This window comes from Chloracidobacterium sp., from assembly GCA_016716305.1.
In the GTDB taxonomy this organism is placed as follows: Bacteria; Acidobacteriota; Blastocatellia; order Pyrinomonadales; family Pyrinomonadaceae; genus OLB17.
In genome coordinates this window covers 273,869-293,061 of record JADJWP010000001.1, presented here as the reverse complement: position 1 = coordinate 293,061, position 19,193 = coordinate 273,869, and the positions used below count along the sequence as shown (strand labels likewise).

General features: G+C 53.0%; 18 protein-coding genes, 1 tRNA gene and 1 riboswitch. Of the genes, 14 read left to right on the top strand and 5 right to left on the bottom strand.

Annotation, left to right across the window (positions count from 1 at the left end):
• Positions 1-69 precede the first annotated feature (69 nt).
• Together IPM28_01235 and cphA are read left to right on the top strand one after the other, a co-directional pair.
• Entirely contained in the window at positions 70-924 is an 855-nt protein-coding gene (locus tag IPM28_01235; protein ID MBK9171622.1) for a cyanophycinase, read from the top strand.
• Positions 925-1,028: 104 nt separating this feature from the next.
• The gene (gene cphA / locus IPM28_01230) at positions 1,029-3,671 is read left to right on the top strand and encodes a cyanophycin synthetase (GenBank protein MBK9171621.1); all 2,643 of its coding nucleotides are present in this window, start codon (positions 1,029-1,031) and stop codon (positions 3,669-3,671) included.
• 29 nt (positions 3,672-3,700) lie between these two features.
• On the opposite strand, the gene IPM28_01225 is transcribed toward cphA, so the two are convergent.
• Positions 3,701-4,660: an isoaspartyl peptidase/L-asparaginase gene (locus IPM28_01225; GenBank protein MBK9171620.1), complete on the bottom strand. Its 960-nt coding sequence runs from the start codon at positions 4,658-4,660 to the stop codon at positions 3,701-3,703.
• A gap of 242 nt (positions 4,661-4,902) precedes the next feature.
• A riboswitch (cyclic di-GMP riboswitch) is annotated at positions 4,903-4,983 on the top strand.
• An 11-nt stretch (positions 4,984-4,994) separates the two neighbouring features.
• On the opposite strand from IPM28_01225, the gene IPM28_01220 reads away from it, so the two are divergent.
• From IPM28_01220 to IPM28_01165, 12 genes are all read left to right on the top strand, one after another.
• Entirely contained in the window at positions 4,995-5,567 is a 573-nt protein-coding gene (locus tag IPM28_01220) for a CAP domain-containing protein (protein ID MBK9171619.1), read from the top strand.
• 89 nt (positions 5,568-5,656) lie between these two features.
• Positions 5,657-6,556 (top strand): 4-(cytidine 5'-diphospho)-2-C-methyl-D-erythritol kinase, encoded by a 900-nt coding sequence (gene ispE / locus IPM28_01215; protein ID MBK9171618.1) that lies wholly within the window; start codon positions 5,657-5,659, stop codon positions 6,554-6,556.
• A gap of 31 nt (positions 6,557-6,587) precedes the next feature.
• Positions 6,588-6,662 (top strand) — tRNA-Gln (locus tag IPM28_01210).
• A gap of 100 nt (positions 6,663-6,762) precedes the next feature.
• Positions 6,763-7,719 (top strand): ribose-phosphate pyrophosphokinase, encoded by a 957-nt coding sequence (locus tag IPM28_01205; protein MBK9171617.1) that lies wholly within the window; start codon positions 6,763-6,765, stop codon positions 7,717-7,719.
• A gap of 78 nt (positions 7,720-7,797) precedes the next feature.
• Positions 7,798-8,445 (top strand): 50S ribosomal protein L25, encoded by a 648-nt coding sequence (locus IPM28_01200; GenBank protein MBK9171616.1) that lies wholly within the window; start codon positions 7,798-7,800, stop codon positions 8,443-8,445.
• A 5-nt stretch (positions 8,446-8,450) separates the two neighbouring features.
• A complete protein-coding gene (locus IPM28_01195) occupies positions 8,451-9,023 on the top strand; it encodes an aminoacyl-tRNA hydrolase (GenBank protein ID MBK9171615.1) in 573 nt (190 codons plus the stop codon).
• Positions 9,024-9,119: 96 nt separating this feature from the next.
• The gene (gene rpsF, locus IPM28_01190) at positions 9,120-9,524 is read left to right on the top strand and encodes a 30S ribosomal protein S6 (GenBank protein ID MBK9171614.1); all 405 of its coding nucleotides are present in this window, start codon (positions 9,120-9,122) and stop codon (positions 9,522-9,524) included.
• Positions 9,525-9,608: 84 nt separating this feature from the next.
• Positions 9,609-9,821 carry a 30S ribosomal protein S18 gene (locus IPM28_01185; GenBank protein ID MBK9171613.1) on the top strand — a complete coding sequence of 71 codons (213 nt, stop codon included), beginning with the start codon at positions 9,609-9,611 and terminating at the stop codon, positions 9,819-9,821.
• A 21-nt stretch (positions 9,822-9,842) separates the two neighbouring features.
• Positions 9,843-10,415, top strand: a complete 573-nt coding sequence (locus IPM28_01180) for a 50S ribosomal protein L9 (protein MBK9171612.1) — start codon at positions 9,843-9,845, stop codon at positions 10,413-10,415.
• Positions 10,416-10,659: 244 nt separating this feature from the next.
• Positions 10,660-12,036, top strand: coding sequence for a replicative DNA helicase (gene dnaB / locus IPM28_01175; GenBank protein ID MBK9171611.1), 1,377 nt, complete (start codon positions 10,660-10,662; stop codon positions 12,034-12,036).
• 42 nt (positions 12,037-12,078) lie between these two features.
• Positions 12,079-12,597: a putative metal-dependent hydrolase gene (locus IPM28_01170; protein MBK9171610.1), complete on the top strand. Its 519-nt coding sequence runs from the start codon at positions 12,079-12,081 to the stop codon at positions 12,595-12,597.
• A 115-nt stretch (positions 12,598-12,712) separates the two neighbouring features.
• Positions 12,713-14,101 carry a DUF5009 domain-containing protein gene (locus tag IPM28_01165; GenBank protein ID MBK9171609.1) on the top strand — a complete coding sequence of 463 codons (1,389 nt, stop codon included), beginning with the start codon at positions 12,713-12,715 and terminating at the stop codon, positions 14,099-14,101.
• Between the two features lie 4 nt (positions 14,102-14,105).
• Here IPM28_01165 and IPM28_01160 read toward each other — a convergent pair whose 3' ends face one another.
• The 4 genes from IPM28_01160 to IPM28_01145 form a co-directional block, all read right to left on the bottom strand.
• Positions 14,106-16,274 carry a hypothetical protein gene (locus IPM28_01160; GenBank protein MBK9171608.1) on the bottom strand — a complete coding sequence of 723 codons (2,169 nt, stop codon included), beginning with the start codon at positions 16,272-16,274 and terminating at the stop codon, positions 14,106-14,108.
• A gap of 118 nt (positions 16,275-16,392) precedes the next feature.
• Positions 16,393-17,553 (bottom strand): ADP-forming succinate--CoA ligase subunit beta, encoded by a 1,161-nt coding sequence (gene sucC, locus IPM28_01155; protein MBK9171607.1) that lies wholly within the window; start codon positions 17,551-17,553, stop codon positions 16,393-16,395.
• A gap of 107 nt (positions 17,554-17,660) precedes the next feature.
• Positions 17,661-18,245 carry a hypothetical protein gene (locus IPM28_01150; GenBank protein MBK9171606.1) on the bottom strand — a complete coding sequence of 195 codons (585 nt, stop codon included), beginning with the start codon at positions 18,243-18,245 and terminating at the stop codon, positions 17,661-17,663.
• Between the two features lie 16 nt (positions 18,246-18,261).
• Positions 18,262-19,149, bottom strand: a complete 888-nt coding sequence (locus IPM28_01145) for a hypothetical protein (GenBank protein MBK9171605.1) — start codon at positions 19,147-19,149, stop codon at positions 18,262-18,264.
• Positions 19,150-19,193 lie beyond the last annotated feature (44 nt).

Below are 19,193 nucleotides of genomic sequence, written 5' to 3'. Positions count from 1 at the left end.
TTGACCTATCGAACCGGATGCAATAACTTTACCTACAGTTATTCTCAATTTAATCTTACATATCAAACAATGAATGAATCGCACGACCGCGAGATCATAGGCGGGCATCTGCTCGTGATCGGCGGCGCAGAGGACAAGTACAACGAGCGGCGGATATTGAAAAAGTTTCTCGAGCTCGCAGGCGGCGAGAAGGCCGAAGTACTCATCGTTCCGGTGGCGTCGGACTATCCGGAATTTGCGGCCGATGTTTATACCCAGGCGTTTCGCAACCTCGGAATTACGAATCCGAGGGTCTTGCGGGCAACGTCGCGCCAGGACGTATTTCAAGCCGATCCGAACGAACTGCTTGACGGCGTCACCGGTGTGTTCATAACGGGCGGCGATCAGATGCGGCTTGTTTCGCTCCTTGGAGGCACCGAACTCGCGGCAAAGCTTCGGAAAATGGTCCGCGAAACAAATATCGTGCTTGCCGGGACGAGTGCGGGAGCTGCGGGCATGAGTACGTCTATGATCGTGCGTGGTGAGGCCGCATCGCATCCGCACAAAGACGCTGTCAGACTCTCTCCAGGGCTCGGGTTTCTAAAGAACATTATTATCGATCAGCACTTTACGGAACGCGGCCGGATCAGCCGATTGATCACTGCCGTATCATACAATCCGTATAATCTTGGGATCGGGATCGATGAGAACACTGCGATAATTCTCGACCCGAATGGTGTGATGGAAGTGTTCGGACAAGGTTCGGTAACGGTCGTGGACGGCTCGCAGATTACCTACAACGAGATCGCCGAAGTGGCCGAACACGAGTCGTTCGGCGTTTGCGGCGTCCAGATGCATATACTGCGTGATGGTCTTGTTTACCAATATCTTGACCGGCATCCGCTGCAGCCGCCGCAGGAGTTCTTGTTGCCCGATCTCGGCTGAGACGTGACACTTAGAATCGGGGCACGGAGGCGGAGAGCTTTATGCAGATCACATATCGAGATATTAGATTCAATTGATCCAAAAGGATCGCACCTGAAGAGACTATGGAAATTCTTGAAATCAGAACACTTCGCGGGCCTAACTATTGGAGTGGTTACTGGAAAAAGCTGATCATCATGCGCCTCGATATCGGCGAGTTCGAGGACCGGCCGTCTGACAAGATCGACGGGTTTTATGGCCGGATGAACGAAGTGATGCCAACGCTCCTTGCTCATGGCTGCAGCTACGGCGAGGAAGGCGGATTTCTCAGGCGCGTTCAGGAAGGTACATGGGCCGGACACATAATCGAGCATTTCGCACTCGAATTTCAGACGCTTGCAGGTATGGAAACCGGTTACGGCCGGACGCGTGAAACCGAAGAACGCGGCATCTACAACGTCGTTTTCAGCTACCACGAAGAGGAGGTCGGAAGATTTGCCGCCCGCGTCTCAGTGCGTTTGTTTCTAGACCTGGTCGAGGCAAAGCCGACAGAGGAACTGAAGGCTCAGATAGCAGAGAACATTCAAAAGATGCGCGAGATCCGCGAGGAGGTCCGTTTTGGACCTTCGACCGGATCATTGGTCGAAGAGGCTGTTAGCCGCGACATTCCGTTTATTCGATTGAACGATCAATCGCTGGTCCAGCTTGGTTACGGCGTTCATCAAAAGCGCATCCAGGCGACAACGACCGCAAATACGAACATGATCGCGGTCGATATAGCCGGGAATAAACACGCCACTAAAACCCTCCTTGGCGATATGGGCGTGCCGGTGCCAAAAGGATACCGCTTGAGGTCGGAAGAGGAGCTCGAAGACACGCTCGAGAGAATAGGATTCCCGGTCGTGATAAAGCCGCTCGACGGCAATCACGGAAAAGGTGCAACGGTCGGCATCAAATCGCTTGAAGATGCGATGGTCGCTTGGGAGAAAGCGAAAGAGTATTCGCGCTGGGTCATCGTTGAGAAGCAGTTGATAGGCGCCGACTATCGGGCGCTCGTCGTAAACAACCGTTTGATCGCTGTAGCTGAGCGGGTCCCTGCACATGTTACGGGTGACGGAAAGCAGACGATCCAGCAGCTTATCGACGAAACCAATGCCGATCCGCGTCGCGGTTACGGCCACGAAAATGTGCTGACCGAGATCGATGTCGATAGCCAGACCTTGCGCTGCATCAAGAAAGCTGGGTATGAACTGGACAGTGTTCTGCCAAAAGGCGAAAAAGTCTACCTTAAAACGACAGCGAACATCTCTACCGGCGGCACAGCGATCGACGTGACCGACGAAGTGCACCCTGAAAACGTCTTTCTTTTCGAACGCATCGCACGCATTATCGGATTGGACGTTGCGGGTGTCGACATAATTGCTCCGAACGTGAGCGAACCGCTCCATGAGAACGGCGGCGGAATCATCGAGGTAAATGCCGCACCCGGATTTAGAATGCATCTCGCCCCAAGCGAGGGTATCGGCCGAAACGTTGCGGAACACGTGATCGATATGCTCTTTCCGCCAGGTTCCGAAGCGCGAATTCCGATATTTGCGATCACCGGCACGAACGGCAAGACAACGACCACGCGACTGATCGCTCATATACTTAAGGGAAGCGGCCGGACTGTCGGGTTCACGACAACAGACGGTACATACATCCAGAATCAACAGATCGTTCAGGGCGACAACACGGGGCCAGTCTCGGCGCAGCTTGTCCTGAAGGATCCGACGGTCGATGTTGCGGTGCTGGAGACTGCGCGAGGCGGCATCATTCGTTCCGGCCTTGGGTTCGATCATGCTGATATCGGGGTCGTCCTAAACGTTGCAGCCGATCATTTGGGGCTGAAGGACGTGAATACGCTCGAAGATCTCGCGCGGGTCAAGTCGGTCGTACCTCGTGCGGTTGGCAAGCGCGGCTATGCGGTGCTAAACGCAGAAGACCCGCTCGTTTATCGGATGAAGCAACTGGTTGACGGTAAAGTGGTCTGTTTCTCGATGGATGAGAACAACGTGAACATAAAACGCCGGGCCGAACGGGGACGTATCTCGTGCGTCTACGAGAATGGCTTCGTGACGATCCTGAAAGGCAAATGGAAGGTCAGGGTCGAAAAGGTTACGAATATTCCGCTTACCTATGGCGGTCGTGCCGAGTTCATGATCCAGAATGTGTTGGCAGCTACGCTGGCGTGCTTTGTTCACGGAGTTTCGATCGAAGATATCCGCGTCGGCTTGACGACATTTAACGCCGGTACCGCTCAGACGCCGGGACGCCTGAACTTCATCGAGGTCGGCACCGTGACCGTTCTGATGGACTATGCTCACAACCCCGCCGGCTTTACGGGATTGACCAAATTCATCTCAAAGTTGCCGAACAAATATCGTACGGTTGTGATGAATGTGCCCGGAGACAGAAGGGACGACGATATTCGTGAAATGGGCGAGATCGCTGGCGAGGCGTTCGATCGAATTGTAATTCGAGCAGGCCATTACCTTCGCGGCAGGGATGCGGTTGACATCGCAAAGCTGATCCAGGAAGGCATTTCCCGGAGCGCCAGGGAACCGCAAGTGCGGATCATTCCGGAAAGCCGCGACGCAATACAACACGCGATCAAATACGCCCGAAAGGGCGAACTCGTCGTCACGCTCGCAGACATCGTTCCTGATGACATCGCGCATGTGCAGGAGATAAGGGATAAATTGTTGGCAGATGAACAGGCAGAATAGACGATTTGTTCCGCGACATGTCTAGTTCCTCAGTCGCCGTAGATCTCGGTGCTCGGGCGAACATCGGCCGTAACATAACCACGATACATTCCATCCGAATTGAAAGGAAGCACTATATTCCCCAGTGAATCGACCGCGATCAGGCCACCTTCGCCGCCGATGGATGTGAGGTGTTCGATGGTTTCGGATGCGGCATCGTCGAGCGAGAGGCCTTTGTATTTCATCCGCGCCGCTACGTCATAGGCGGTGACACCCAGCATAAAATATTCCCCGTGGCCGGTGCACGAGACGGCGCAAGTGCCGTCAGCATAATTTCCTGCGCCTATGATCGGCGTGTCTCCGACGCGGCCGAATTTCTTGTTGGTCATGCCGCCGGTCGAGGTTGCGGCGGCGAGGCGGCCTTCGGAATCGCAGGCGACGGCGCCCACTGTGCCGAGCGACGTTTCTTGGCCACGGGACACACTCCCTACCGGTCGTGTTTCCGCCGGGGTGTGGTCCAACTGTACGCGGCCGGCGGCGATGGCGTCCTGGAGCTGCTGCCATCGATGCTCGGTGAAAAAGTATTCGTCGGGAGCGTGTTCGACGTTCATTTCTGTGGCGAATTTGTTCGCCCCATCCGCCGCCAACAGAACATGCTCAGTGCGTTGCATCACCAAACGTGCGAGCTTTATCGGGTTCTTTACATTTCGGACGAACGCTACGGCGCCGGCCTTCAACGCGGAACCGTCCATGATCGCCGCATCCATCTCGTTCGTTCCTTCGTGAGTAAAAACAGAACCACGCCCGGCATTGAAGAGAGGAAAGTCCTCAAGCGACACAACGGCCGCCTCTACGGCCTCGATCGCCGATCCTCGGTCCTCCAGTATGGACCATCCTGCCCTCAGTGCCGCTTCGAGTCCGTTTCGGTACTCGCGTTCCAGATCGGCTGTCATCGACGATCTGGATATCGTTCCAGCTCCGCCGTGGATCGCCAAAGCCATATTGTTCATACAGATAGTCTAACAGCGGTAACGACATTCACAGAACAAGCAAGGCTCCGATTTTTCTTCAAAATTTGCCGAAATTTGTTTATCATATTCATCGGTTCCCCCAAGGCCGGATATCACGGCAGGCCCACATCTCTCCCAAATAGTGGAAACGGTCATATATTGTCCTTTTGGTATTAAAGGTGGTCGGTCCGACGAGTGACGGCCATCACGGAACGAACCTGTGAGAATGGCGTTCCGAACCTTATCCGAAAAGGCAACCATTGCAGCCAATGCAATGGACGCAAAGCCGAGAATCTGAGGTCACAGATCGTCCGGCTGCCGAAGTGAGGTCAATTTGCATTATCTATATCGAATAACCCTACTTACCCTGATCCTGGCCTCAATACCGGCCTTTGCTCAAAGCAGACCTGAAGCGATCCTCGTCGATGAGATCGGTGCTTCGGGAAGCAGGAAGATCCAACGACAAAGGCTCGCCGGGCCGCGTCCCAAGTCGAATACATCGACTGCCTACCGGGTAGAACGAGCTACATTCGATCTGATGAATGCGGAGCGAACAGCAAAGGGCTTGCCATTGCTAAAATGGAACGATCAGATCGCCGACCTTGCCCGTCTGCATTCGCTGAACATGGCAGAGCACAAGTTTTTTGGTCACCGCGGTGTTGATGGAACGATGGTCGATGACCGGGCAGACATGCTGGGCATCGGCGGTTGGCGGGCTATAGGCGAGAATATCGCATACATGCGCGGATATGACAATCCCGACCAAATGGCAGTCGAAAAATGGCTTAATTCAACGTCGCATCGCCGAAATATGCTGTCGCCGACCTGGCGAGAATCGGCCATCGGCGTTGCAGTGACCCCGGATGGAACGTATTACTTCACCCAGGTTTTCATACTGCGAAATTGATCTGGAGGCGATCGGCTTCATGGGGCGTGCTTTGATCAAAGATCGGCACGCTCTTTTACTTTCGCAAAATACACTTTTATCCTTTTAATGTGTCCAGAACTCGCCTAATACTCCCGTCGTTTGCCAAGGTGAACCTCGGTCTCAAGGTCATTTCGCGTCGCCCAGACGGATTTCACGATATCTTCACCGTATTTCAGACTACATCCCTCAAAGACACGATAACCTTTGCACCGAGTGACAAGATCCGATTGACGTGTACCGACCCGAATATTCCGGTCGACGGAACGAACATCATACTCAAGGCCGTTGATGCATTAAAGGAGCGTTATTCGATCCGAAACGGCGTTACGATCCATCTTGATAAGAACATCCCGTCTCCTGGCGGTCTTGGCGGCGGTTCTTCGAACGCGGCTGTCACACTGCTCGCTTTGCGCAGACTATGGGGTCTCGACGTCTCGACCGATGACCTTGTTGCGACGGCCAGATCCCTTGGTTCCGACGTTCCGTTCTTTCTCGTTGGCGGAACAGCCATCGGATCAGGCAGAGGCACCGAAATTGAACCGATCGATGATATCGGCGAAGCAATGGGGTTGGTCGTAACACCTGATATCGATGTGTCAACCGCCGAAGCGTACCAAGCGATGACTGTGCCAAACTTGACAAATCGTGAGGTGGAACGTATTCTTCTCAATTGTCGTTTTGAAGCGAAAAGGCCCGATTTTCTGACCCGAAAGCTTATAAATGACTTTGAAAAGACAGTGTTTGCAAGGTTTCCGGATATCGGTGAGGCCCGTCAGACACTTGCGGATCTTGGAGCATCGCCTGCGATGATGTGCGGTAGCGGTGCAAGCGTTTTTGGTTTTTTTGACAAAGAAGAGACACGGCAAACAGCAATCAAAGCCCTTGGCGAACATGCCAACTGGCGAAGTTTTGCCGTAGCGACTATTTCGCGGAGAGAATACCGCGAAGCACTTCGACAAGTGTTTTAGTTCGCTTCCGATCAGTTTCTGAGAATCGTCTTGGGGCGTAGCCAAGTGGTAAGGCACCGGTCTTTGGATCCGGCATTCGTAGGTTCGAATCCTCCCGCCCCAGCCAGTTTTCGTGTATCGGAGCGGACGACCTTGAACAGGCCGGCCGCGTTTTTTGTTTTTGGCGGATAGTATTTCGGATCGTATTACGTTGCTTGGATTGCAGTATGGGTGTCAACGGTAACATCAAGATATTTTCTGGGAACGCCAATCGAGCACTCGCCGAAGAGATATGCGGGCATCTCAGCTGCGATCTTGGAAAATCGAGCACTGACCGATTTTCTGATGGTGAGTTCAACTTTCAGATCGGCGAAAATGTCCGGGGCAGCGATGTATTCATTATCCAGCCAACCTGTCCGCCGACCGATCAAAACCTTCTCGAGCTTTTGATCATGATGGACACATTTGTTCGAGCCTCGGCGGAACGTGTTACTGCTGTGATCCCTTATTTTGGGTATGCCCGCTCAGACAAGAAGGATCGTCCGAGGGTTCCGATCGCAGCGAAGCTCGTATCGAATCTGATAGCGAAAGCTGGCGCTCAGAGGGTTTTGACGATCGACCTTCATGCGGCTCAGATCCAAGGGTTCTTTGATCTGCCGGTGGACCATTTGTACGCTGCCCCGATAGTCGTCGACTATTTTACTGAGAATCCGATCGATAATTTGATCGTTGTCGCTCCGGATACGGGTGGTGCCGAGCGTGCACGGGCATATGCGAAGAGGCTCGACGCGGGCCTTGCTCTCTGCGACAAAAGACGCGAACGAGCGAACGAAGCCGACGTGATGAACGTCGTCGGCGATGTTAACGGCAAGAACTGTCTCATCGTTGACGATATGTGCGATACGGGCGGCACGATCTGTAAGGTCGCAAAAGCGTTGCACGACGCCGGTGCGAATGATGTATATGCCTGTTTCACGCATGCTGTACTTTCCGGCAAAGCGATCGAGAATATCGGAACTTCGTATCTGAAGAAGATCATCGTTACGAATACGATACCGCTTCGCGAAAATGCAAAGCCGTTGGTCGAAAGCGGAAAGATCGAGGTTCTAAGCGTTGGAAAGCTGCTGGCATCGGCGATAAATTCGATTCATGATGAGACGAGCGTCTCGTCGTTGTTCATTTGAAAGTGGTGCGGTAAATGTGAGGTTCTATCCTCCGGTCTTAGATCTCGTAGTGATCTGACCGGTAAAGTGAGGAGTTTTATGGCAGAGAAAATTGTTGTAAAGGCGGAGAAACGAGAAGAGACCGGAAAAGGAACGAATCGGCGCCTCAGAGCCGCCGGTAAGATCCCCGTTGTTGTTTACGGCGGTGGAACCGAAAGTCTTGCGGCGGCGGCGGATCTCAAGGATCTTGCTGCGATCCTTCGCACGGACAGCGGTGTCAATACCGTGTTTTCGCTTGATATCGACGGTGTGGGTGTGAATGACGTCATTTTCCAAGACCGTCAGATCGACCCGATACGAGGCCGGTTGGTCCACGCAGACCTTCGACGATTTGCCAAAGGCGAGAAGATCGAAATGACGGTCCCGATCCATTTGATCGGGGAAGCGAAGGGTCTTTCGGAAGAAGGAGCTGTTCTATCACAGTCGCTTCGTGAGATCAAGGTCCTTTGCGAACCGAAAAACACGCCTGACTCGATAGACATCGATGTGACCGATCTTGACGCAAATCATGCCATTCATGTCGCCGACCTGAAGGTCGGAGCCGGCATCGAGATTCTCGAATCGCCGGAGACGTTGGTTGCATCGATCATCGCCGTCAAGGAAGAAGTTCTTGAACCGCAGCTCGAGGCCGGGGCTGAACCGGAAGTCGTCGGGGCAGAGCCGACCGAAGAAGGCAAGACGGAGTAGCTCGTTTGAGTTCCGAAGCAAGCTGGCTAATTGTTGGGTTGGGGAATCCGGGCGTCGCCTATGAGAAAACGCGGCACAACCTCGGATTCATGTTGGTCGACCGTCTTGGAAAAGAGGCCGATTCGCAGATAAAGCGGAACGAATGCCGATCATTGGTCGGGCGGGCGTTGATCGGGGAACATTCGACCGAGTTGGTCAAGCCCCAGACCTTTATGAACCTCAGCGGCGAGGCTGTGAGCTGCTTGTTGAAGAAAGACGACCGCAGCCTCGAACGCTTGCTGGTGATCTCGGATGACCTTGCATTGCCGCTAGGTTCGATCCGGGTCAGGCCTAAAGGGTCGCACGGAGGCCATAACGGATTGAGGTCGATAATTGAATGTCTGGGAACGAACGACTTTATTCGGCTCAGGATCGGAATCCTGCCCGATCATCCGGTTTCGAACACTCGCGATTTTGTCCTGCAGAACTTCGCGAAGGGCGAGACCGAAACGGTTGAAAAGGTTTTGGAAGTGAGCGCCAAGGCGGTCAGAGCTATCCTTCGCGATGGCACTGACCGGGCAATGGCGGAGTTTAATTGAAAATGGTCCGATCGTCTCGGACGAGAGAGAGTTGAGTTACCTTCTTGCTTGCGTCTCGATTGACGCAAGCTCGAAAGCCAAAAGGAGGAAAAGAAATTGGCAAATAGAACATATGAGGTGATGTATATCGTCGATCCGGAAACACCCGGCGATAAGATCACGAAATTGAATGAGGCGGTCGGGAAACTGATCGAAAAAGAAGGCGGCACGGTCGTCAGGCTTGATGACGTCGGGAAACGTAATCTGGCGTATCCGATCAATAAGAAACACGAGGGCCACTATGTGTTGTTTGAGATCGACGGTTCGGGCCAGGAGATCGCGGAACTTGAACGCCGTATGCGAGTGAACGACCTGATCATGCGTTATATGACAGTTCGTGTTGACGAAGACCGTAAGAAGGCGGATAAAATGCGCGCGAAACGCGAAAAACGGACGGCACAGCGAACGAAGTTTCGAAATTCTGAGGAGACCGCTGAAAAGAATGAGGGAGCGGAAGCATAACAGGAGTTAGATATGGCAGAGAAAGAAATGGATGCACCCCTCGACAGGGAGTTTATTAACGGTGACGATGCGTTTGGCGACAAAATGCCGAGGCGGTTTCAACGCCGACGTCCGCGTCAGGTCGTTCCCGATTATGTAGATTGGAAAGACGTTGAGTATCTTCGGCAATTCATTCCGGAACGTGGAAAGATCATGCCGCGACGTATCTCGGGCATAACCGCAAAGGATCAGCGTCGTATCGCAACGGCAATAAAACGTGCTCGAACAATGGCTATGTTGCCGTTCGTTTCGGAATAGGGCCCGGGGAGGATTTTTGAAATGGCAAATACAACAATCTTATTGAGAGATGATATCGAGAGCCTGGGCGGCCGCGGCGAGATAGTAAAGGTAAGAGCCGGGTATGCCCGCAACTACCTGCTTCCGCAAGGCCTCGCAACGCTGGCGACCAAAGGCAACGTAAAACAGATCGAACAGGAACGCGCGGCGCTTCTTAAGAAGGCAGCCGAAGAACGTTCAACCGCTGAGGCCCAAAAAGAGCAAATGAGCTCGATCTCGCTTGCATTCGAGCGAAAAGCCGGCGAAGGCGGGACGCTTTTCGGCTCGGTGACATCGATGGATATTGCCGAAGCGATCCAGGCCAAAGGCTATGAGATAGACCGTCGTCGGATCGCACTTCGTGAGGCGATAAAGGAAACAGGCGAATACACAGTGAAAGTAAAACTGCATCGCGAGGTGACTCTCGAAGTGCCTGTTACTGTATCGGCAGAGGGTGGCGAGACGGTCGACGCGAAACCTGAAAAGAAAGCCCGAAAGGCAAAGGCCGAAGTGGCCGAATCTGACGTCGAAATGGCAGGCGGCGGCGAAGCGACTGACGCCGCAGCGACGGAATAATTTTTGCATTTGTGCAAAGTGTTGACCGCATTCGGGATAACCGATTGCGGTCTTTTTTGATGCGAAAATAGCGAAAAACACCAATAAAAAATCTGCATTTTCGTCTTTGAGCCGGTCGAGCGTGCTGTGTATCATTTGATACTACATTCCGTCAGAAGGTCGAGCAGAACGTACCGATTCGTTTCGAAGTTCTCACACATGATCGAAGAACGCGACCCGACCTGAAACAAGGATCAAACAGAAAATGGCAGCATATCCAGAAACCCGACGCGAGCAATTTTTGGAGCGTCCGTTACCCAGCAGCGAAGAAAGCGAACGTGCCATACTTGGTGCGATCCTGCTCGATAACTCTCTGATCACACAAACCGTCGAACATCTGAAACCCGAGGATTTCTATTCGCCGCTTCACCGCAGGATCTATGACGCGATGGTCGCGCTCTTTGACGCATCGAAGCGGATCGACCCGATACTCATCGGTGAAGAGTTCAAGAAAGACGGATCGGTAGAATCTATCGGCGGCATTGCCGCGATCGCCAATCTCACATATGGCTTGCCTCACTTTTCGGACCTTTCCGAATACATTAGGGTCGTCAAGGCAAAGTCAACGATGCGAAATCTGGTCAGAACCTGTAACCAGATCACAAGCGAGGCTCTCGAGGAGGAAGAAGACGCTGAGATCGTCCTCGATCATGCCGAGCAGGCGATCTTTGCCCTTGCCGAGGCCAAAGACCGACAGGGATTTAGCGGGATCAGGCCGATCGCTGAGAACGTATTTACAAAGATCCAGGAGTTTGCAAGCCGCGAATCGCATGCACTTACCGGCCTGGCCACCGGATTTCGCGATCTTGATAATATTACGTCGGGACTTCAGCCGGCCGATCTGATCATAGTCGCAGCAAGGCCATCGATGGGAAAGACCGCGTTGTGCCTCAACATCGCTCAGCGTGCCGCAGTTAATGAGAATGCGGTTGTTGCGGTCTTTTCGCTCGAGATGTCGAAAGAACAACTCGTAATGCGAATGCTGAGTTCGCAGGCGTCAGTCGACGCCCGCAATCTTCGATTGGGAATGCTGTCGACCAAAGACTGGGGGCGGCTTGCTGAGGCCATTGCGCAGCTTTCGGAAACGTCGCTCTTTATTGACGATACGCCGGGAATTTCTGTTCTTGAAATGCGTGCAAAGCTTCGACGGCTTGCGGCAGAGCAGAAGAAACTCGACCTGATAGTTGTAGATTATCTGCAGTTGATGGGCGGAGGAACACGTCGCAACGAGAATCGGCAGCAGGAGGTCTCTCAGATATCGCGCGACCTTAAGTCTCTGGCAAAGGAATTTAACGCTCCGGTGCTGGCCCTTTCACAACTGTCGCGGGCACCTGAGGCCCGAAACCCGCCAAAACCGATGATGTCTGACCTTCGAGAATCAGGAAGCATCGAACAGGACGCTGACGTCGTAGCCTTTATTTACCGGCAGGACTATTACGCTAAGAACATCGACGATATACCTGATGATCAAAAGAACGTCGCTGAAATAATTATCGCGAAACAACGCAACGGTCCGACCGACACTATCAAAATGGCGTTTCTAAAACAATTCACGAGATTTGAAGACATTTACATCGGCTAGCTGTCTTGCGAAAAGCGCCAGCCGGGCAGATCAAGGCTCATTATGGAACAAGACCTTCGTTATCCGATCGGAAAATTTGAACTTGCCGCCTACGGTTCGCGGCCCGAGAATATCAATACGATCGCCAATCTGCCGGCGAATATCACCACCGCGGTCGACGGCCTAAGCGTCGAACAACTTAACACGGCGTATCGCGACGGCGGATGGACGTTGAGGCAGACCGTTCATCACATCGCAGACAGTCATATCAATTCGTTTTGCCGCTTTAAGCTGGCGTTGACCGAGGACGCACCGCCGACGATCCGCCCTTACTACGAAGAACGATGGGCTGAGCTTGCTGACAGCCAAATGCCGATCGACGATTCGCTCGAGATCATCCGTGGCGTTCACAGCCGTTGGGTCGAGCTTCTGCGAAACATGAGCGATGCCGACTACGAACGTGAGTTCATTCATCCCGAAACAGGGAACTGGAAGCTTGATCACGTACTTGGGCTTTACGCATGGCATTCCCGTCACCACACCGCTCACATTACCGGTACACGAAAAAGACTCGGTTGGTGACAAAACGTCGATTATGTCCTACCCCTTGTGGATCCTCTAGACCGTAACTCCGTGAGCGCCGATAGACCTGACACATCGTTTTGTGTTAGAAACTAGCAGTCCTTGCGCAAAATCGATGGCGGAAACCCCAATACAGGATCGGCTGATCTCGCTCGATGTTTTTCGCGGTATGACGATCGCCGGCATGGTGCTTGTTAATAATCCCGGAACGTGGTCGGCCATCTACGGGCCGCTCAAGCATGCGGAATGGCATGGCGTTACACCGACCGATTACGTCTTTCCGTTCTTCTTGTTCATCGTCGGCGTTGCTATACCGTTGGCACTGAGCAAACGCGTCACCGAAGGGATCACCCGGGCCGTTTATACGAAGATCTTTTCACGTGCGGCCGCGATCTTTGCTACCGGCCTTGCGATGTCTGCCGTACCGTTCTTCGTGATGGGCGAGACGACGATCCCGTGGCCGCTGAAGTGGATCGCATGTCTTTCGATAATCTCATCGCTTTATTTCCTGTTTCTCCGAAAATTCAAGATCGCATTCGGACTCATCGGGCTTTGGGCGATGATCGTGCTTGGTCATTATATCGGCGGATATACGATCGTCCCTTACAACGTCGGTCAGATGCGGATCCCGGGTGTATTGCAGCGGATCGCGGTTTGTTATCTGGTCGTGTCACTAATCTACCTCCATACCACCTGGAAGCAGCAGACGGTCATCGGTGTCGCTCTTTTGCTGATCTACTGGCTGGTTATGACCGCCGTGCCGGTTCCAGGTTGCGACGTCACCTCGATAGATGATAAGGCCTGCAACCTCGCTGCCTGGCTTGACCGTGCGATATTGACGGAAGCACATATGTGGCGTTCGGCTAAGGTTTTTGATCCGGAGGGCATTCTCTCGACGATCCCTGCGATCGTCACCACACTCACTGGTGTGTTGACCGGTACGTGGTTAGCGTCGGCGAAAAGTTCTCGATTTATAGAAACCGGGGATTCGACGCCGTCGGTTGACGAGAAGATCCTTGCTGATGGTCTAAATATAGGGCCAAACAGAACAAAGACTGACATCGCGGTTGGATTATTTTTTGCAGGGACTGTCCTGCTGGCGATCGGGTGGTCCTGGAGCTTGGTTTTCCCACTTAACAAATCGCTCTGGACGAGTTCGTATGTGGTTTATACGTCGGGGTTAGCTTTGTTGACGCTTGGTTTCTGCTATTACTTGATCGACATCAAGGGTTACAAACGCTGGGCAAAGCCGTTTGTTATCTTCGGCGTCAATGCCCTCGCCCTTTTCGTATTCTCGGGTATCATGGCGCGTGTCATGGGCATGATCCGGATCCCGACGGGCGACGACAAGACCGTCTCGCTCCAGCAATGGGTTTTTAGTAATCTGTTTCTGACCTGGGCAGAGCCGATCAACGCTTCGCTTGCCTACGCGATAGGATTCATCCTATGCTGGCTCCTTTTGATGTGGCTGCTTTATCGCCGGCGGATCTTCATCAAGTTCTAAGGAGTTATTTTACCTCAAAATTCCTGATCTCGGCTGCGAGGTCGCGTTCAAGCCGATCTTTCTCAGCGAGCATCTCTTTACGTTCATTTTCGATCTGCTCAAGCCGCGATTCCTGTTCGTTAGCCTTCGCGATGTAGCGAGAGATCAGTGTCTTTGCCTCGGGTGTCTTGGCCAATGCCTCGATGTTCTCACGCAGCCGTTTTTGATCGTCCGCGATGCGACGCTCGTCAGTCTCGAGGGCCGCCAACTTCACATTTAATTGATTGACCTGAGATCGCAATTCGATCAGCCGTTCAAGCCGTTGCCGTGTCGGCTCGTCGATGTATCTGCGGGTAACGAAAAGGTCAAGCTGGTCACGGGAAAAACTCGAGAGCCTGTAGGCGTCCATCTGTCCCTGCTGCTCTACGACAGGAAGCAATACGGTTTCGAATGGCTTAAGTTCAACACGGAAACGGTAATATCGATCCGTAATGGTCTCGGGCGTTGCAGACCCTTCGGCGAGCCCCCACTTATTCCTGACCGGATGCTCGACGTAGATCGTTTTGGTCCTGTCCGTTTGGTTCGAGATCGAATAGGTCTTGGCATCTTGACGAAAATAATGTGCCTGGAATACGCCATCGACTACTTTTATGAGCTGAACCGGACGTAGATCGGTCTCAGTTTTTGTCGTTACGCGGGTCCCAAGGTCGAGCGCGAACGAGATGAGGCGGCGTTCCTTGGGCTTAAGACGTTCCATCAGGGCCTCACCCGCATATGCATCGCGATCAAGTACGGTCAGGCTGCCGCCCTCAAAGGTGAGAGGGGTCGTGTTGCTCAACATCATCCCGCCCATCGGACGATCTTTCCGGGCACCCTCGTTATAGATCGAGATTCGCTCGCCCTCCATTCGCGTCTGAACGATCGGTATCAGAGCCGAACGGTTTCGTTCGACCGTGACTGGCGTATCGATGCGATATTCGAACAGATCGCCGAGCTCGTTACCGGTCGCAGCCGTTTGAACACCGCTTCGTTCGCTGATCAGCGCATCGCTAACGGACGTAGACGCTCCGGGCAAGAGCGACAACATATTCTGGGTTGCCGTGACGTTGACCACCGAATTCGCCGTCCCGGAGCCGTAACCATCACCAGAGACGGAACCAGAGCCTGATCCTGAGCCCGCACCATATCCAACACCGGTCTCGGCGTCGTATATCTGCGGGTCGAGATTGAGGTCATCAGGGATAGGAATGATCGGCCGATAGCGGTAAAGCGGCTTCTGGAGATTTTGGATAAAGGAGACAGGTGAACCGGAAACCAGAGAAAGCTGGACATTCGTCCAGTTTTCGTCGCTTACGTTGTCCACTATCGCCCAACCCTGGAAAAAAGGCTTGCCGTCATCACCAAGGACTACGCGGTATGTCGTTTTCCAGATCGGTGCGGCAACGGTATAGCTGACGATCATTTCACGCCGGCCTGTGCCGTCGGAGGTTATTGTGATCGTTTTTGCGTCGCGCCGTCGGGTCGATGCAGTTGCATTGGCAAATTCGCTAATGTCCTTCCGGGTCGCTTCTTCCAGCAACTTGACGCCGCGGATCTCGGCAAGATCGAATGCGGTGATGTCTCCGGATTCGGATGCCAGAACGAGGGAGTAGCTGAATTCGTTAATCGTGTTTGGTCCGCTGCCTTCTCGGGTCCTTACTTCGGTATTGCGTTTTTCGACGGTCAGGATCGAACCCGCAGCAGTGCCTCTAGCGGATGTCACGATGACCTTCGCACCCTGAAGCTGTGACAGTACGCCGGCTAGTCCGCCCGGCGAATCCTCATCCTGTCTGGATTCGGAATCAATGCTGAACGGTATCTCGGCTGTTCGGGCCGATGCAGGAGCCGAAGAATTGTACGAAACCGCACCGATCTTGCCCTGTCCAAGGTCGAGCACTACCATGGATTTCAGCACATCATCGACTTGCGATTGCTTGAACGAAAGGTTCACTTCCGCATTGCCTGAAATGACGCCTCGCCGTTCGATATAGGCGACGCCGTTCGAATACAAGATCACGCGGCGGATGGGCAATGTTGCGGAATCAGCGGCGGCAATGCCGGCAACAGGGGCCTGCCGAGCAGATCGTGCTGGTTGGGAATATGTGGTATGTACGCACACCGATACCGTCAGGAGAAATATCCCTATCTTATTCATTCTTTTGTCCTTATCGTTCTAAGTGTGGTCGAGACTATTGTTAGAGATGACAAGAGGCCGGGAAATGGTTGCTTTGGGGAGAAAGTCGCGAGTGCGCGATGAATCGCGCACTCTGAGGTTAGGCGGCGGCAGCGACGACCTTTTCAGCGGCGTCGTTCATGCCTTCGGCGGGAATGATACCAATACCCGAATTAGCAAGGATCTCGCGACCGGCTTCTACATTGGTGCCTTCGAGTCTAGCGACGATCGGGATCGAAATACCGAGGTTCTTTGCCGCGGCGACAACCCCGCTGGCAACCATATCGCATCGCACGATACCCCCGAAGATGTTGATCAAGACAGCCTTGACGTTAGGGTCAGCGAGGAGGATCTTAAATGCCTGTTCGACACGCTCTTGCGATGCACCGCCGCCGACATCGAGAAAGTTCGCAGGTTCGCCGCCGGCGAGCTTGATGATGTCCATTGTTGCCATTGCAAGGCCGGCACCATTGACCATACAGCCGATGTTGCCGTCGAGCTTGATGTAATTGAGGTCGTGCTTGGAAGCCTCGATCTCGAGCGGCTCCTCTTCGTCAAGGTCGCGAAGTTCGGCGTATTCCTTATGACGGAACATCGCGTTATCGTCAAAATTGACCTTTGCGTCCAAAGCGATGAGCCGATTATCCTTGGTCAACAGAAATGGGTTGATCTCAACTATTGAAGCATCCATCTTCTCGTAAGCTTCATATAGCGAAAGCATGAATTTCGCAGCCTGATTCACAAGATCGGCAGGAATTCCGAGTCCGAAAGCCAACTTGCGGGCTTGAAATGCACGCATCCCGACCGATGGATCGATCGTCTCCTTTAGGATAAGTTCTGGCGTCTCTTCGGCGACCTTTTCGATGTCCATACCGCCGGCGGACGATGCCATGAATGTGTTACGTCCGGTGACTCGGTCGAGCGTGATGCCAAGGTAAAATTCTCTGTCGATCGGAAGGCCTTCCTCGATTAGCAGCGTCTTGACCTCGCGGCCTTCAGGGCCCGTTTGATGGGTGACGAGCTGCATTCCTATCATTTCTGACGCGATCTGCTTAGCTTCCTGAGGCGATCTTGCCAGCTTTACGCCGCCGCCCTTGCCGCGGCCGCCGGCGTGGATCTGGGCTTTAACGACAACGATGTCAGTGCCGAGTTCCTTCGCGGCAGCTTCGGCTTCTTCCGGAGTTCGGGCAACGATGCCTCGCGGTACCGGAACACCATAGTCTTTGAGTAGGGCTTTGCCCTGATATTCGTGGATCTTCATAACGAAATGGCTGTTGAAAATCAAGAGTTTATCGTTAGCCGGTTGAAAATGCAAAAAGGCACCGATCATAGATCGATGCCTTTCAACAACTGTCATCCACTAGCGATCTAATTCGTTATCTTAACGATGAGCTTCAACATTTTCCATTCGCCGCCGCGAAAAACATATTCGTATTCGGTCCGCACCGGGATCGGTTTCGTCGGGTACTTTCCGTTGATAACCAAAATGCTGAGTCCCTTTTCGGTTCGGACGTATGGGGCCGGCGAGAATTCAGACGTCATACCGGAGGCACGTTCGAGGATCGGGACAACGCGGCTCTTTTGATTGGTGAACGTCTTGAAGGCATCCTTCATCTGATCTTCGGTGTAGGTCGACTGAAAATCGCTTGAAGATTTCTCGTAAATGCTCGAAAAATCTCCGGTGTCGATCGCCCTCGCGAAATCGGTCGTCGTCTCACGGACCAACGCTTGAATAACACTTTCAGACGGAAGGCTGCCGTCGGCCTTTGTGTCGGATGTCGTCGAATCGTTTGACGCGGTTCGGCTCGAGTTACTTTCGGACGAAATATTTCCTAGATCCAGGTTCTTACCGCACGTACAGCCAAGGACGATCAGCGAGATGATCCCGATCGCGATCGCACCGCTGACCTTGGAATCTTTTCCCATTATCAGGTTTGAAATGATTTGCTTCATAGATTCTCTCCGTAATTTATCTTCGAACAGTTTTTCTCCAAGGCTCAAGCAGGCTAATCCAGCTTTGCACGGTTCGCTGGTATTCGCTCTTGCATTTTGCGGCTCTTTCCTTCGGCAGGTAGCCGGCATCCAATATTTTCGCGTGTTTAACAGGATCGGAACCATAGATCATACAAAGCGAATTGTAGAATCGTTGTTCCTGCAACAAGTGCTCGTCGGCAAGTTGGCGTTTACCCGGTTGACGCTGCTTTGATTCTATTGCAAAAGCATCGGCTGCCGCAAAGACGGCACGGACACCATCATCGCCCAGTTCGGTGAGATTTACAAAACTCGAAAGACGGTCAGCCGAGTCTTCTTCGTTCCCGGTTATCGGTAGTTTGTATGCGTCGATAAGTGCGTGACCGATCTCGTGAAGAAAGACAAATCGAGTTGCATCGAACATTCTTTCTTTTGCCTTCTCGTCATTCGCTCCAGCATTACGAAACGTCTTGTAAAACCGTTCCATCAATTCGTAACAAAGTGTTACCGTGCGACTTTCAGAATCATAAAACGCGTTCGATTCGTCACAGTCCCTGGCCCTGAGCTTTATATCGTGCGGCAGAATGAGGGCGCGGTTGAGATCCTCTGCCGCCTTTTCAAGCATTTTGTTCGATTGAACATGTTGCTCGATCGCACGGTACCGTGAGACGGATTCTTTACTTTGCAGGACGATGAAGTCGCCGGCATCCTGTCGCAATTGGGGAGGCTGCAGTTCGCGGTTGGTTACCGGTGAGGATTCGACGGGTTTCAATTCAGGCTCGTCACCATCGGTCGATTGTTGATCGCGATCGGAACGGCAAAAACAAGCCGTTACGATCAGAAGCAGGGCTCCTGCAATCAACAAATTAGCGATGTTTCTTTGCATAGGGTGTTGAATGGAAGCTCGCATGGTCAAGAGGGCAGAGCCAC

Excerpts from the sequence above, each read along its gene's own strand:
- IPM28_01200 (MBK9171616.1), top strand. The coding sequence starts at position 7,798 with ATGGCAGAGAAAATTGTTGTAAAGGCGGAGAAACGAGAAGAGACCGGA.
- IPM28_01205 (MBK9171617.1), top strand. The coding sequence starts at position 6,763 with ATGGGTGTCAACGGTAACATCAAGATATTTTCTGGGAACGCCAATCGA.
- IPM28_01150 (MBK9171606.1), bottom strand. The coding sequence starts at position 18,245 with ATGAAGCAAATCATTTCAAACCTGATAATGGGAAAAGATTCCAAGGTC.
- IPM28_01165 (MBK9171609.1), top strand. The coding sequence starts at position 12,713 with ATGGCGGAAACCCCAATACAGGATCGGCTGATCTCGCTCGATGTTTTT.
- dnaB (MBK9171611.1), top strand. The coding sequence starts at position 10,660 with ATGGCAGCATATCCAGAAACCCGACGCGAGCAATTTTTGGAGCGTCCG.
- IPM28_01160 (MBK9171608.1), bottom strand. The coding sequence starts at position 16,274 with ATGAATAAGATAGGGATATTTCTCCTGACGGTATCGGTGTGCGTACAT.
- IPM28_01145 (MBK9171605.1), bottom strand. The coding sequence starts at position 19,149 with ATGCAAAGAAACATCGCTAATTTGTTGATTGCAGGAGCCCTGCTTCTG.
- sucC (MBK9171607.1), bottom strand. The coding sequence starts at position 17,553 with ATGAAGATCCACGAATATCAGGGCAAAGCCCTACTCAAAGACTATGGT.
- IPM28_01185 (MBK9171613.1), top strand. The coding sequence starts at position 9,609 with ATGCCGAGGCGGTTTCAACGCCGACGTCCGCGTCAGGTCGTTCCCGAT.
- IPM28_01180 (MBK9171612.1), top strand. The coding sequence starts at position 9,843 with ATGGCAAATACAACAATCTTATTGAGAGATGATATCGAGAGCCTGGGC.
- IPM28_01225 (MBK9171620.1), bottom strand. The coding sequence starts at position 4,660 with ATGAACAATATGGCTTTGGCGATCCACGGCGGAGCTGGAACGATATCC.
- IPM28_01235 (MBK9171622.1), top strand. The coding sequence starts at position 70 with ATGAATGAATCGCACGACCGCGAGATCATAGGCGGGCATCTGCTCGTG.
- IPM28_01170 (MBK9171610.1), top strand. The coding sequence starts at position 12,079 with ATGGAACAAGACCTTCGTTATCCGATCGGAAAATTTGAACTTGCCGCC.
- cphA (MBK9171621.1), top strand. The coding sequence starts at position 1,029 with ATGGAAATTCTTGAAATCAGAACACTTCGCGGGCCTAACTATTGGAGT.